Origin of the sequence: Peribacillus sp. YIM B13482, from assembly GCF_042787975.1 — a bacterium.
Taxonomy (GTDB): Bacteria; Bacillota; Bacilli; order Bacillales; family DSM-1321; genus Peribacillus; species Peribacillus simplex_A.
This window is the reverse complement of record NZ_JBHZPF010000001.1, coordinates 272881-287506: the sequence shown is the minus strand read 5'-3', so window position 1 is coordinate 287506 and position 14626 is coordinate 272881. Positions and strand designations below refer to the sequence as shown.

The window sequence follows — 14626 nt, the reverse complement described above, 5'->3', positions numbered from 1 at the left end:
GCAGCTCCATCAATGTCTCAACACGATGATGTCATGTATCAAATCAGCCGCCGAATGATCTTTGAGAGGGTTTGGATACCATAAGCTAATTGTTCCTCCGAGGCGTATGAATATGAAAGCCGTAGATGCGTATTGTTATTTGGTTCATATATGTACCCCGGATTAAGGAGAAGATTCTCCTTTATCGCTTGCTTGAAAAGGTTTTGATTCACAATTGGTTTACATAACTTTACCCATATATAAAATCCGCCTTGAGGTATTTGCCATTCTGCAAGTCCCTTAAAATACTGATTAAGAAGAGATAATGTAAAATCTCTACGTACTATCAACTGATGCCTTAGCCACTCTAAATGTTTTGTATATTGACCACTTTCTAACCAGTCTGCGACAAGGTGTTGAGACAGTGCACTGGAACCGTAATCCATTTGCATTTTAATATCTGCTAAACGTTCAATCACAGTTATTGGACCAGCAATCCATCCGATGCGCAATCCGGGGCTCAATGTTTTGGACATACTGCCAATGTGCAATACAAGGCCATCTGTATCAAGGGATTTTATAGGTAGCGGTGGTCTCTTTTCAAACCACAAGTCACTATATACGTCATCTTCAATAATCGGAATCTGTTCTTTTTTGCATGTGGATAAGAGGTTTAGTCTTTCTTCTTTAGTCCATGTAGTATTGGTTGGATTGTTAAACGTTGGAACAGTATAAAACAGTGACGCTTTCTTCCTTCCATTGATGCGCTTTATTTGTGTCGGAATACTTTCCCGGCCTTGTTTTGATAAACCTACTAAGTGCATCCCCGCAGATTGAAAGGGATGAACAGAATTTAAATAGGAAGGGGATTCATGTAAAACCATTGAGCCCTTTTGAAGTAAACCAACTGAAATCAACTGGAGTGCTTGAAGCCCACCAGAAACGATCATGAGGGAGCCTGGGCTAGCGTTGATTCCTTTTGTTTCTAAATAAACACTTATACTTTGGCGTAGCCTCTTATCACCCTTGGGTTCAGAATAACCTAATGAGTGGGCGTCAAAAGAAGTGGATTGCAAAGACTTTTCGATTTTTTTAGTAGGCAATAGAGTTGGAGAAAGTTCGCCGGTGCCCAATCTGATGATGGCAGAGTCCGTTTCATGCTGATTAATGTCCTGAATCGTTTTTAAATTAGGTTCATGAAGGCCATTGCGGACATAGTTTTTCCAGTCGGGCTGTTTGCTAGAGACGAGCACATTCCATGTGTTATTCGAAACGAATGTGCCAGATCCAACCCTAGTTTCTAATAATCCGTCCGCAATCAATTCATCCATAGCTGTAATGATGGTACTTCGGTTTACGCCAAAAGAATCGGCTAATGAGCGTTGTGAGGGAAGCTTGGTCGCAACCGGCCATTCCCCTTGTGTAATTTGTTGTTTCATCCAATCTACTATTTGTTGGTGTAGTGATATGCTCGACGGCCGGTTTGGCCTCCAGTCGATAAACATACGAAAACCACCCCTTTCATGTTCTAAATTCATTATAAATTGGTTGGGTTGAATACCAACCAAATGGAGGGTCAATTCCTTTGTCTTTTTCATTATACTGAATGTGAATGGAGGGAAGTATTCGTATGGGACCATTTTTTCATGGATTATTATTGGCATTGGGGCTGATACTTCCATTAGGAGTGCAAAATGTATTTATTTTTAATCAAGGTGCAATCCAACCGAACTTAAAAAAAGCATTGCCTGCAACAATCACAGCTGCCATTTGTGATACAGTGCTCATCCTGTTAGCTATTTTGGGTGTTTCGTTGATTGTCATGCAATATGATTGGTTGCGTCTTACATTAATCATATTCGGAGTCATTTTTTTATTGTATATGGGTTTTCAAATTTGGTCTGCCAAAGCGAACCCACAGTCGGACGCTCAAACTATGCAAATGTCCACCAAAAAACAAATTGTATTTGCCTTATCAGTATCATTACTGAATCCACATGCAATCTTGGATACGATAGGTGTAATCGGTTCGAGCTCACTTGTTTATTCAGGAATGGATAAAGTGATTTTCACGGGAACATGCATCGTTGTGTCATGGTGCTGGTTCCATGGATTATGTTTTGCGGGAAGATTGTTGAAAAAGGTTGATGCATCAGGCAAATTCCTTGGAATATTAAATAAAATCTCTGCAATCATCATCTGGATTACGGCACTCTATATGGTGAAATCGATTTTTTGAAACAGAAAATGACATCTGAGTTCGAACTTGACTACAGTCTTTTTATGGCTTGTACAATTTGAACATTGATTGGAACGTAGGGCACTCGCTTTCCGCGGGCGGTCCGCCCTCGGCTTGCGCCTGCGGGGTCACCCCTAGACGCGCTTTTCCCGCAGGAGTCTCGCACACTCGTTCCAATCAACTTTGTTATAAAATTAAAATCTCTTTTTGCCTACAGTCTTTTTTGTTTTAAAATGGAAGTGTTAAACCTTTAGGTGATGACGATGCTTTCGAAACATGATTCCATTCAGCGAGATCAACTTGAAATGATTACTTTAGATCAACTGGTGCCAACGACCATTTGGTTCGAAAAATGGAGGCCGCCATTGACTTCTCATTCAATATGACTTGGTGAAAGATATGTATTCAGAGGTAGGACGCACAAGTATTGATTCAGTTATTTTAGTTAAACTGACATTCATTCAATATAACTTCGGTATTCGTTCCATGCGTAAAACGAACGAAGGAGTTGAAACAAATATGGCTTACCGGTGGTTCTTAGGCTATGGTTTCCATGATAAAGTGCCTCTTTCAACGTTCGGGAAAAATGATGAGCGACACTTTATAGATACAGACTTATTTGAACAGATTTAGATCGATGGTGGATGGCTACTTAAGTATGGGCGGACAGGGAAAGTTATATACCAGTCCAGAAAGCTATGAAAGGTTTTCAGAGTTTGAAAAATGAAGTAACTGAGGTCATTTTTGCAGTATTAACCGGTGCTTTTTGAATAAAAAGGAGAATACATATCGAATATGTATTCTCCTTTATTTTCTTATGTCTTGATAAGCTAGCATGCCCTCATTCAACTTCGTATCGTGAGAGCGGATTTTTGAGTGTGAGAACATTATTGAAGAGCAACCAAGTCCTTGATTTCCTCTGTGGAAAGTTCGGTGATCCAGTTGTCACTGCTGATGATCTCGTCGTTCAGGGCTTGCTTTTTGTCAAGCATCTGGTCAATTTTTTCTTCCAGTGTCCCTGTGCAAATTAGCTTATGAACATGAACGAAACGCTGTTGTCCAATTCGATATGCACGGTCGGTTGCTTGATTTTCAACAGCTGGGTTCCACCAGCGATCATAGTGAATCACGTGGTTTGCTTCTGTTAGATTTAGCCCCGTGCCTCCTGCTTTCAACGACAGGATAAAGACAGGGAATTCCCCATCTTGGAATCGAGTGATCATATCATCACGCTGCTTCTTGTTCGCACTCCCGTTCAGGAATGGCACTTCAAAGCCATACCGTTTTTCCAACAATTCCTTCATCATATTGCCCATACCAATATATTGAGTGAAAATGAGACAGCTTTCATCCTGTTCGCGGACAGCATCGACAAGCTCAGTCAGCTTCTCGAGTTTGCCAGAACGGTTAGGCGCCTTCATGATGTTTTCCTTTTCCATCTCTTTTAAGTAAAGAGCCGGGTGATTGCAAAGTTGCTTTAGCTTATTCAGCATCTGCAGGATGATGCCTTTTCTTTCGAAGGCCGACAGTTGTTCGATATCAGTGAATGTATCTTTGATCAGTTGTTCATACAACGATGCTTGCTCCGTGGTAAGCGGTACGAATTCCTTTTGTTCTTGCTTATCCGGCAGATTAAGGGCGACTTCTTTATCGCGTTTTGTACGGCGGAGCAAAAATGGCTGTATCAAACGCTGTAATTCTTTGATTTTATCCTTCTGTTCATCACGTTCAATGGTTGCCACATATTTTTCCTGAAACTGTCCTAGCGTTCCAAGATACCCTTTATTTATGAAATCAAAAATCGCCCATAGCTCACTTAAACGGTTTTCCATTGGCGTACCCGATAAGGCAATATGATGCCTGCCATTTAGCTTGCGGACCGCTTTGGATTGCTTTGTTTGGGCATTCTTGATGTTTTGTGCTTCATCAAGGATCACGCTGCTCCAATGGATGGAGGATAGTTCAGCTGCATCTTGGTGGGTAAGGCCATATGATGTTAAGACAATATCATGATCCACTGCTATTTTAGCAAATGCTTCACCTTTAGCCCGATTAGACCCGTAGTGAAGGTGAACTTTTAGTGTTGGTGCGAATTTCTCCAATTCCTTTTGCCAGTTGCCTAGGACGGATGTTGGGCATACGATGAGCGACGATTGTACAGAGACCAATTCGCATGTAGCGGTATTGACCTCAGCCTCTTCGCAGCTCTCTGCGTTACTATCCTCATCAACAATGATCGGTTCACTCTTTTGTTCGTCCATATGGGCAGTGGGAAGCTCTTTACTGGCTCCTTCTTTGTCTTTTACATGAAGGAGGTAGGCTATCATCTGGACTGTTTTTCCAAGCCCCATATCGTCAGCTAGACAAGCACCAAAGCCATGCTCCCTTAAAAAAAGGAGCCAGCTCATGCCCAGTTTTTGATAGGGGCGTAAATCGCCTTGAAGTGCATTAGGGACGGGCAGGATGGAGATGTTTTTGGTTTCCCTGAGTCTTCCCACCATTTTACGAAGCTCCTGGTTCAATTCAAATTGAATTCGGAGCATTTCGTCGTTTTCAGAATCACTATCGTCATCTTCATTTTCGCCGTTCAACAGTTCCTGCTGCAGCAAGTCAGTCAGTTGGATTCCTTTTTCATTAGCTGTTTCCATCAGCTCCTGAATTTGCTTAATGAAAGCGGGGTCAAGCTTGACCCATTGGCCGCGGATGAAAACAAGCCGCCTTTTTTCATCGACGAGCTCCTCGAACTCCGCCTCAGTGAGCTCTTTTCCATTTAAAGAGAACCGCCAATCAAAGTCCATTAAAGCTTTTAACCCGACATAAGAAGGGCCGCGGTTCGATTGGCTCTTTACTTTCGCCTTCACCTTCAAAGAGGACTCCTTCAAGGCAAGCCACCAGGATGGAAGGAGAATTTCGACGCCAAGAAACAGGAGTTTTTCGCTTGCGTCGGTCAAGAATTCCCATGCATCCGTTTCCGAAATCTCCCTTTTTAGACGTCCATTCTCTCCAAGCCATGGTACGACGAGTTGCCAGCGTTTCGTAGCACGCACCACTTCACTTGCATACTTATTCCAGCCGCGCGGCAGTTTTTTTCCTGTATAGGTTTCGATGATATTCTCATCCCTTTTGGAACGAAGGGTAACATCAAGTACCCAGGGCCCATTACCATCCGGAGGCTCAGTCAAACGGAGGCCTATAGTGAATGGTTTGGGATCGGGCTGGGTCCCAAGCCATTCCTGCCAGCTGTCTTTGTCAAAAAAGGCCTGCAATTCTTCGGGGGAAAGTCTTGAATCCTTTAATGCCCCGACTGCTTCACTCCATTTATGCTGCATAGGTGAGTAGTTTTTTAAATACATATTAGCGGCACCGTTATACCATTTCTCGATAAAAGTCCGATTGGTTTCCACTTCTGGTGAAGGGAGATCTAAAGATATTTCTTCTTCCCAAAAGGAAGGGACGAATTCCTCCTCTACCTCTTCCGGCAGCTTCCAGCCGATGGAGTCCAACTGAAGATTAGTGAAATCCGGTACGGGTATCCCTGCTTCGATGGATTCATGAAGAACAGGCGCAGCAGACAGGCAAAGGGAGGATATCTCCGACCATTCCCATTCTATGAAGGAGTTGAAACTTTCCTTCGCAAAAAAGTTGAGGAGTCCCCAAGCGTCAAGAATGAATACAGGATTTCCATCAATGGTATCCGAAGTCATTTTAGTTCCATAAAAGCTTGCGTCATCCCAATTGAATAGCAACCTGCGTATATAATTCGTGTTGAGGAAGGCATTCTCTTCATTGACGGCACCAAGGGCGTAGGATCCGTTTTCGAGAGCCGCTATTTTGATTTTTAATTTCCCTGGATTAAACATCGATAAGCTTACCCCTTTTTAGTTCTTCTTGGAAAGCGCGAAGCCGTTTGGTTGAATCGGCCACATACAGAATATAACGTTCGAATACGTCTTCCTTTTTGCTCTTTTTATAGATGGTGCGCATCCTTTTTAAATAACGGACAGCTTGCTTATAGGCAGGCCGGTTTTTTAAGGAAACTTTTTCCTGGACCGCATGGTAATAAAGGGGCAGGATTAGTTCCGGTTCTTTAGAGACCACTTCTTTGATGGATTCACTGCTGATTAAGTCAATGCTGATTTCTGAGTAAATATGCATCTCCACCCATTTTTTATATTGTCCTTGTTCAAAAAGGAAATTTGCATAGTTCCAATAGCTGTGCGGAAGGGTGGCTCTGTAAAATTTCTCTAGCAAATCGTTCCGTTTTAATTTATAACAGCAACTGCTGATTAAAGTCGTAAAGGTCCTTACGAAGTCTACCCGCTGATAATAATCGGATAAATCGGCAAGGAACTCCTGGACATTAGCGATGATGAATTCAATGAAAGGAATGGCCCGTGACCGATTGTCTGATTCAGACAGGAGACTCAACCAATAAAAAATGTATGGACAGGCTTCCTTCTTCAATTCATGGAGAAGTCCAATCGCTTGTTTATCTTGATTCTCCAGAAGGGAAAGGTGAATGGCTGCGAGGGAATAGGACGTCCTCTCAGTTGTGCCCATATACTTCTGAGGAAGTTCTTTCTTGATTCGTTCCAGTTCCTCTTTACGCCATGAGGAATTGGAGAATAAGAAGCTCCAAATCTCCCGGTAGAGATCGATCTTTTCATATTCTAGACCTTCTACTCCGTCAAGTAATTTAGCTACATCTTCCTTGATGCTGAAAACGAAGGGGTCAAAGGCGAAGGGCCTGGCTTGCCGGCTAAGCGGCTGCACCGTTTCATGCAGCTCTTCCGCTAGGTCGACAGCAAGTGCATAAAAGACCCGAATCGTTTGTGGCTGACTTTTATGTAACTGAATCATTCTCAGTGTCAGCTGCATCGTGCAAAATTGCGTAACAAAATGATAAAGCAGTTTCCATTCCCTTTCCATTGGAGCTTTAGAGCTAAGGCGTTTAAAGTATGTTTGTATATGGTTTTCAATTATATAAGTAGGCTCGCCTATATGGGGCTCGACATGTTCAGCAAAGGTTGCATTCACGAATTGCTTCCATGAAGGATAGTTTTTATCTAAGATGAGGGATTTCTCCCCCGCTTGTTTAAGTAATTCACTCGCCCGTTTTACTTGCCGCAGTGCTTGGGCGGTTGAGGTATCTTTTGGTGCTTTCCATTCACTCAGCCAATCGGAAACACTAGCGTTTTCTGAATACGCAGAAAAGAAAACGGCCATTTGATGCCGGCAAATGAACCTTGAATCACATGTACAGCTTCCATCCTGAGGGAAGAGAAGATTCAACCTGGACTTAAAGCGAGTCTCATCCTGTACCTCGGCCACAATCGTATCTACCGATTCTTCTTTAATATCAACAAGCCCCTGACGGTATAACTGGAGCCCTTGATTCACCACGTCCGAATCTTCCGGATTCCCGACCTCCAAAAATTCCGCCAGCCTTTCCCCAACTAACAACAACTCCCGCTCCATACTCTCCTCCTTCAGGGTCAATCCCTGTTAACCAAAATTATATTTTGTATATCATGAACTATCAGTAACCATATTATTGCCTCGGTTAACCGAGGATTTGACGTGTATATTACATCCCGAGCAATTGCCGCAATGCCTTTTTTTAGCCATCATATGCATCATGCTGGACTTATTTCATGGCCGTTCACTTTGCATCTTCATCCATTTAATCGAACAAATCATCAATGCCACAAGCCGTATATTCATTTAAACCCTGTAAAAGTCAATATCGTCAAAAACCCTCATGAATATAAGCAGTTCGGATATATAGCCTTCCAAACAGGAATAACTGGTCTTCAAGATAACGATGCCACGAATCCTTCATCCTCTTCACACTCACGAAACCAAGTGATGAGGGGCCGGAACCCTTTTTTAAAAGTGGGTTTTTGAAGCATCTCTTTATTATACTTCATTTTGGCTTGGAATTTGAAATGTAGAATAGAGGTTTTGGAATTGATATGTGATAGATTCTACATATTCTTGTGAATGGGAATAGCCATTCCCGTGGGGAATGGCTTTAATATATGGAATTAGTCTATTTTCATTTCATTCTTCCAACTGTCCAACTTTTTGTTGATGAATGTAGCAAAGGTATGATTTTTTTGTAATGTGAAGAGAAATGCTGACTTTTCCAAGTACTCTTTTGCCTCATCAAAGTTACCTACGAGTTCAAAATTATAACCTAAATGGTAATGTAAATCCGCTAAAGCATATAATTGATCATGTTGGAGGCACCACTTTATGGCATCTTGGCAGCAGGTAATGGACTCCTCATATCGGACCAGGCGTGTTAACACTCTGCCAAAATTATAGGACAAACGTGTCTTTAGCGTTTTATCCGTCAAAAAGGGCAGGGCTTTCAAGTGATCTAAAGCTTTCCTTAACAAGGCAAATGCATTTTCGTATTGTTCTTCGGCAACATACATTACACCTAGGCTACTCAAGATTTCAAGTTCCCGTTCTGAATAAATTTTATCAGTCGTATGAGTGATGGCGATGGCCTGATTAATAAATTCAATGGCTTTATCTAAATCTTTATTTTTTTCGTATTCGTATATCCCCTTGTGCCAAAGTATCAATTGATGATTCTTTTTATTCTGAAGAAAGAGAGGACTGTTCTCCTCAGCCTTTACAATTTGCTGCATTTCCTCATAATTTCGGGTTCTTCTGGCTATTTTTAATTGATAAATCACTTCTTCCACGTAATCCAGCCTAGGGGTCATTCCAATATCGAAAAAATAGTTTACATCAACGCCTAAACGTTGAGAAATTAAGTAGAGAGTGGATGCATATGGATAGACATCGCCTTTTTCAATCTTACTGATCTGTGCTTGTGTACAAATGCCGGATGCCAACTCTTCCTGGGAAAGTCCGATTTGTTTACGTAGCTCTTTGATCTTTTGTCCAACTGCAAAAAAATCCATTTTGATTCTCCTTGAAATATGCCTAGAGTTATATTTTGTTATGAAAAATCGGTGAAAGCTATATGTACATGTCCTTAACTGATTAAATAGATTCTTTAGTCGAAATATATGGTTTAAAGAAATGTGGTTAAATATAACTATAGAATTAATTTCTATTTTAACCAATATTTTTTTAAAGAAAAGGAGGAATGACCTATGAAAAAAAGTACTAAAGCATTAGTCGTATCTTTTCTTATCATCGCTGCTTTCGTTATTGTCCCAAGCGAATTACCAGGCCTTTACGCAGAACTTCCAGGTTTATATAAATAAGTAATGAAGCTTCAATCAATCATTCAGCATCTTCATTTGAAGATGTTTTTTTTTTTATCAATGGATTATTCTTTTGCGCATATTCCTGTAGTTATAATTATCTATGCATTGGGAGTGTAAGGTCCATTTGGTAGGTGTGGAAGAACCGTGAGGGTAGTTTGGAACGCCTATTTCCTTTTATTAATTTTGTTATAGTGTAAATAACAAAACGGGGAGAGGTGTAAGGTTAATGATTGATATTAATATGAAAGTTCAACCCTCTTTTTACGATGAAGAATGTGCCATTGTGTTTTCTTTTTACTTTGATGAGGCAACCAGGAAAATTGGTGAAGCCGTGGTGTACACATGCAAAAAATCGAATGAAAAAGAATACAGCCATGATCATATAGATACAGATGTACAAGAAAAAATCGCTTATATTAAAGAGTTTGCCATTGTAGATGAATATCAGGCAACCTCCATGAAGAAAATCCAACATTTTTTGAATGTAATCGGTATCAAAAAATGTGTGAGGCATAACCTTCAGGGAAATGAAATCGCACTTTAAACGATAAAAACTCATGACATCCCATATGTCATGAGTTTTTACCATTTAGATGAGAGTTTTGAGCATTCATTTTCATTTTTTTGACGAAATCGCTCATTTGTTTTCTTTCGCTTGGTTTAGAGTTATTTGTTCTCTCGAAAAATTTAAAGTGTTGCTTATTGCTATCGGTTTTCATGATGTCTCCCCTTTTCTTTTTTTTATTTACCCTTTCTCCATTATTTAAAACGTGATTTTCATGATAAAAGGATGGATTAAACGGTAAGGAGATCATGTGTTTATTCCTATAGTTATATTTTCATGTGTTAACGACTGTATATCCGGATTAATAAGTTAATAATAAGCCGTAAAGTCCAAATATGAAGGGATTCCGTGTTTTATCATACTGAAAATAAATGCTAAAATGGTCCGAATATCGGATTTTTCATTAGAAACATCAGTTTCTAGTACCCTAAAGTGAAGAGAGTTGGAGAACTCTTTTCGATGGCCCCCGAGTGCTTGCTTGGGGGATCTTTTTTTCTTGGATAATATGTCCACTTTATTTCTATAATATGTTTCGTTTTGTTTATATATACATGGGTAAATATAAGAAACAAGATGAATTAAACCTGGATTTATCCCAGTTTAATCGGAGGAATATATTTTATGGATGTGAAAGTAAATAAGAATGACCCCACGAAGCGAACTTTCCAGCAATACATCTTTCCGTTTACCCTTGAAGGAAATATGATTGAAAAGTTTGTCGAAAAGTTGTTTGAGGACAATTTCGTTTTTTTGAACTTGAAAGATATGGAACAACAAAATCAATTTTACGGTGGCCATAAAGTTTCACACCGTAAATTGGAAAAGTATTTTATGCCTTACATCGAGCCGATATTATTTCCAGGTAACGCACAACAGAAGGAAGGCTTGCGCCGTTTTACGAAAAAACTGGATATTGAATGTACCTTCGAATCTCCCTATCTAAATACCCCATTTATTATTAACTCTATAGATATTTTTATATGCCCATTTCATATTGGCATGATGAATCTTCGTGTTACGTTACCTGAAGGACTTTCCTATAATGATGTGCTCTATTTTGGCGATACATTCCGAATTCTCGAACCGATTGCCGATGACGAAGAGAAAACGAAAGTCGGCTGTCGGGAAAATCAGTATGAACAGGTGAAGGATTTCATCTTTAATGAACTATTGCCGCCAATGGAAAAATATATGGATGAAGATCAGGCGGACCCGACCTATTTTGGCAGTTTACCCTTCTTCATCGATGAAAGAATGTACGTAATCAGTTATATTGCATTCCCCGAGAATCGTGATATAACTAAAAATGACTTATTCCGGATCAGCGAGCTGAACGGATATGACAATGATGGAGCGCCATATATAGGGGCACTAAACCCTGATTATATTGAAAAGTATTATCAAGAAAGAGTATATGACAGGTGGGGCAAGGAAACCTATTATGTAACAAGCATGTATCATTTTGCGTGTGTCACGAAAGCAACAAGTAAACTAGAACAGGAACTGGCAAGCGAAATGTATGGCCAGCACTTTTATACAGTGTTGCTTTTCTTCTATTATAAGATCGTACTGCTCAAATTGGCTCATGAGAATTCCCAGATAGATGTAGAAAAAGATCAGTCGGATACGGAAATGCTGATTTTCATGATCACTGAGTTTTCTGCAAAATATTTATTTACTGAAGTCAATAGTACGGCTATCGGTAAAGAGCTATTCAAAAAAACGGATGAAACCTTCAGGATAGCTCCACTCTACAAAGAAGTGAAGGAGACCCTTTCCTACCTTTATCAAAATCAGGATAAACTGGCTGGGAAAAGCAGTAATTATCTTTTGCAAATACTAACGATTTATACGGTTATCTCCGGGATATTCGGAATGAATCTATATATTGAGGATTGGAAAGGGAAATTACCTTGGAAAGCATATATGGATTACACCTTATACGAATGGATAGCTGTCATTGTAACGACAAGCGGTCTCATCATTTCGGGCGTCATGGGTTTTTTCTTCTTGAAAAAATGGCTGCAAGAGAAAAAAAGCCGAAAAAAAAGAATGCTTTAAAATAAAAGTCCTGTACACTATGTACAGGACTTTTGCTTTAGAAAAAACATGGTAAATTAGCAAAATGAAGAAATTGGTCATACAAATTCCCCCATTCCCCTAATATTTTGATAAACTATATGTATACCATTCTAACTATTCATTGGGAGGAAATCATGAAGAAACTAGTTTTAGTTTCCAGCGTATTGTTGATGAGCGTATTGTTCCTGGCCGGATGCTCGGATGAGCCAAGTCCAGAAGATCGCTTTGCGGCATACACGAAGCTTTGGAATAAACAGGATTTTAAGAAAATGTACGAGTATCTGTCACCTGAGACAAAGAAAGAAATCAGTGCGGATGAATTTGCGAAGCGTTATGAAAAAATCTATAAGGGCATAGAAGTCAACCAATTAAAGGTGGATTATAAACAGCCAAAAGAAGAAAAAGATCATAAAGATGGAGAAAAGGTAAACCTTGATTATACCGTAGATATGTCCACTATGGCGGGGGCTGTCAGCTCTGACCATAAAGCGACCCTTGTCAAGGAAGGGGAAGGTGAGGAAGAGAATTGGTACATAAAGTGGGATGAAAGCTATATATTCCCTCAGTTGGAAGCTGGTGAAAAGATATCGGTCGAATCGTATCCAGCCATTCGCGGGGAAATTGTCGATCGACATGAACATGGTCTTGCCATGAATGGAACGGTATCGGAAGTAGGAATTGTGCCAGAGAAAATGGCCAACGCATCCGAAACGGTTAAAAAGGTCGCTGGAATCCTCAATATGTCCACCGACGAAGTGAATCAGAAATTAAAACAATCATGGGTAAAGCCCAGCTATTTCGTCCCTATCAAGAAAATGTCAAGTGATAATGCTGCAACCCTGGAAAAGCTATTGGGCATTGCTGGGGTATCGGTCAATAATACGGAAGAACGCATATATCCATATAAAGAGGCTACTGCCCATCTAATCGGATATGTCGGCGAGGCATCGGCCGAAGACCTGGAGAAATTGAAAGGAAAAGGCTACACCTCAAATGACGTTATTGGCAAGCGCGGCCTTGAGGAAGTTTTAGAAGAACGCCTTAAAGGGAAACCGGGCGGTAAGATCTTTATTAAAACAGCAGATGGCGAAGAAAAGGTGATTGCTGAAAAGCCCGCTGAAGAGGGAGAAACAATTACATTGACCATCGACGCCGAGCTTCAAAAGGATATCTTTAAGCAATATAAGAACGAAGCAGGATCAGCATCGGCACTTGATCCGAAGACCGGCGAAACACTTGCACTTGTTTCAAGTCCGTCATTTGATCCTAATAAATATATATTCGGGATAACAAAAGCGGAACAAAAAGCGCTTGAAGAAGATCCAAAAAAACCGCTTCTAAATCGCTTCAGTTCGACGTTTGCACCTGGTTCAACCATTAAGGCCATAACTGCGGCAATCGCTTTGAAAAATGGCGTGGATCCGAATGAGGCGATCAATATCGAAGGAAGAACGTGGGCCAAATCGACATGGAAAGACCATTCCATTACAAGGGTTTCTGACCCCGGTGTTCCAATCGATATGGAAAAGGCATTAATTTATTCAGACAATATTTACTTTGCCCAAAAAGCATTGGGGCTTGGAAAGGAAAAATTCACAAATGGACTCAAGGCATTCGGATTTGATGAAGCTTTGAACTACGATTATCCGATCAAAGCATCGAGCATTGGTAAGATCGACAGTGAAGGACGCTTGGCAGACGCTGGATATGGTCAAGCGCAAGTCCAAATGAGCACGCTTCATCTCGCTATGACCTATTCAGCCTTCTTGAATGAAGGAAATATCCTGGCACCTTCGTTGATAGCTGGAGATAAAATAGAAAAGAAAATATGGAAAGAAAATGCCATATCAGCTGACCAAGCAAATCAGATCACCAAGATGCTGACACAAGTGGTGGAACATCCTAAGGGAAGCGGACATGGAATAAATGATCTTGGCATCAAAATGGCAGCCAAAACGGGAACTGCTGAAATCAAGGCATCCAAAAATTCTGACGGAACGGAAAATGGCTGGTTTGTTGCCATGGACACGGAAGATCCAGAACTTCTCATGGCCTGGATGATTGAAGATGTGAAAGGACGTGGCGGCAGCCATTTAGTCATCGATCATATGAAACCGGTTTTGAAGAAGTATTTGAAGTAAAGAAATAATTCATCGGTAATGGGTTATATGCATCTAGAATTTACCATAAAAAAGTTGGACATGGTTTCTTCCGTGTCCAGCTTTTTTATTTTTTCACCGGTTATGGAATGAGCCACGTTATCTCAACATTAAAGGTTGGATTTGAAGGATAATGAGCCGTACATCCAGAATGTAAAAAGAGAGTTCTGTGAACGGAATATGGTTGCCATAATCATAGAAGCCTTTACGAATAATGAAAAGGAAACCCGGGACCTGAATTCTATGGCCCTGGAATCATTCAGCAGCAGTGACATCATCCTGGCCGTTATGGACAATGAATTGAGCGTATAAGGAACTGGAAATCTTTGAAGGATAAATAGTTTAGGGA

At 40.5% G+C, this 14626-nt stretch carries 9 protein-coding genes and 1 pseudogene; 6 read left to right on the top strand and 4 right to left on the bottom strand.

Annotation, left to right across the window (positions count from 1 at the left end; all coding sequences use genetic code 11):
- Positions 1–38 precede the first annotated feature (38 nt).
- On the bottom strand, positions 39–1484 hold the full coding sequence (locus tag ACFX4L_RS01365; protein ID WP_284469216.1) for an aminotransferase-like domain-containing protein: 1446 nt from the start codon (positions 1482–1484) through the stop codon (positions 39–41).
- A 125-nt stretch (positions 1485–1609) separates the two neighbouring features.
- On the opposite strand from ACFX4L_RS01365, the gene ACFX4L_RS01360 reads away from it, so the two are divergent.
- Both ACFX4L_RS01360 and ACFX4L_RS01355 read left to right on the top strand, forming a co-directional pair.
- Entirely contained in the window at positions 1610–2218 is a 609-nt protein-coding gene (locus ACFX4L_RS01360; protein WP_284469217.1) for a LysE/ArgO family amino acid transporter, read from the top strand.
- A gap of 263 nt (positions 2219–2481) precedes the next feature.
- Positions 2482–2848: pseudogene (locus ACFX4L_RS01355) on the top strand (transposase); the annotation flags it as partial.
- 257 nt (positions 2849–3105) lie between these two features.
- On the opposite strand, the gene ACFX4L_RS01350 reads toward ACFX4L_RS01355, so the two are convergent.
- The 3 genes from ACFX4L_RS01350 to ACFX4L_RS01340 form a co-directional block, all read right to left on the bottom strand.
- A complete protein-coding gene (locus ACFX4L_RS01350; RefSeq protein WP_377403661.1) occupies positions 3106–6078 on the bottom strand; it encodes a DEAD/DEAH box helicase in 2973 nt (990 codons plus the stop codon).
- Complete coding sequence (locus tag ACFX4L_RS01345; RefSeq protein WP_284469219.1) at positions 6071–7696, bottom strand: hypothetical protein; 1626 nt, start codon at positions 7694–7696, stop codon at positions 6071–6073. The genes ACFX4L_RS01350 and ACFX4L_RS01345 overlap by 8 nt, the downstream gene beginning before the upstream one ends.
- A 569-nt stretch (positions 7697–8265) precedes the next feature.
- Entirely contained in the window at positions 8266–9159 is an 894-nt protein-coding gene (locus ACFX4L_RS01340; RefSeq protein ID WP_377380957.1) for a helix-turn-helix domain-containing protein, read from the bottom strand.
- Positions 9160–9697: 538 nt separating this feature from the next.
- On the opposite strand from ACFX4L_RS01340, the gene ACFX4L_RS01335 reads away from it, so the two are divergent.
- The 4 genes from ACFX4L_RS01335 (at position 9698) to ACFX4L_RS01320 (ending at position 14589) form a co-directional block, all read left to right on the top strand.
- Positions 9698–10015, top strand: coding sequence for a hypothetical protein (locus ACFX4L_RS01335; RefSeq protein ID WP_089361999.1), 318 nt, complete (start codon positions 9698–9700; stop codon positions 10013–10015).
- Between the two features lie 642 nt (positions 10016–10657).
- Positions 10658–12097 (top strand): hypothetical protein, encoded by a 1440-nt coding sequence (locus tag ACFX4L_RS01330; protein WP_377403659.1) that lies wholly within the window; start codon positions 10658–10660, stop codon positions 12095–12097.
- A gap of 155 nt (positions 12098–12252) precedes the next feature.
- Positions 12253–14259: a penicillin-binding transpeptidase domain-containing protein gene (locus ACFX4L_RS01325; RefSeq protein WP_377380952.1), complete on the top strand. Its 2007-nt coding sequence runs from the start codon at positions 12253–12255 to the stop codon at positions 14257–14259.
- A 141-nt stretch (positions 14260–14400) separates the two neighbouring features.
- The gene (locus ACFX4L_RS01320; RefSeq protein WP_377380949.1) at positions 14401–14589 is read left to right on the top strand and encodes a hypothetical protein; all 189 of its coding nucleotides are present in this window, start codon (positions 14401–14403) and stop codon (positions 14587–14589) included.
- Positions 14590–14626: the final 37 nt, after the last annotated feature.

Bases quoted from the DNA above. Each gene is read 5' to 3' on its own strand.
- ACFX4L_RS01365 (WP_284469216.1), bottom strand. From the start codon at position 1,484: ATGTTTATCGACTGGAGGCCAAACCGGCCGTCGAGCATATCACTACAC.
- ACFX4L_RS01340 (WP_377380957.1), bottom strand. From the start codon at position 9,159: ATGGATTTTTTTGCAGTTGGACAAAAGATCAAAGAGCTACGTAAACAA.
- ACFX4L_RS01335 (WP_089361999.1), top strand. From the start codon at position 9,698: ATGATTGATATTAATATGAAAGTTCAACCCTCTTTTTACGATGAAGAA.
- ACFX4L_RS01325 (WP_377380952.1), top strand. From the start codon at position 12,253: ATGAAGAAACTAGTTTTAGTTTCCAGCGTATTGTTGATGAGCGTATTG.
- ACFX4L_RS01345 (WP_284469219.1), bottom strand. From the start codon at position 7,696: ATGGAGCGGGAGTTGTTGTTAGTTGGGGAAAGGCTGGCGGAATTTTTG.
- ACFX4L_RS01360 (WP_284469217.1), top strand. From the start codon at position 1,610: ATGGGACCATTTTTTCATGGATTATTATTGGCATTGGGGCTGATACTT.
- ACFX4L_RS01330 (WP_377403659.1), top strand. From the start codon at position 10,658: ATGGATGTGAAAGTAAATAAGAATGACCCCACGAAGCGAACTTTCCAG.
- ACFX4L_RS01350 (WP_377403661.1), bottom strand. From the start codon at position 6,078: ATGTTTAATCCAGGGAAATTAAAAATCAAAATAGCGGCTCTCGAAAAC.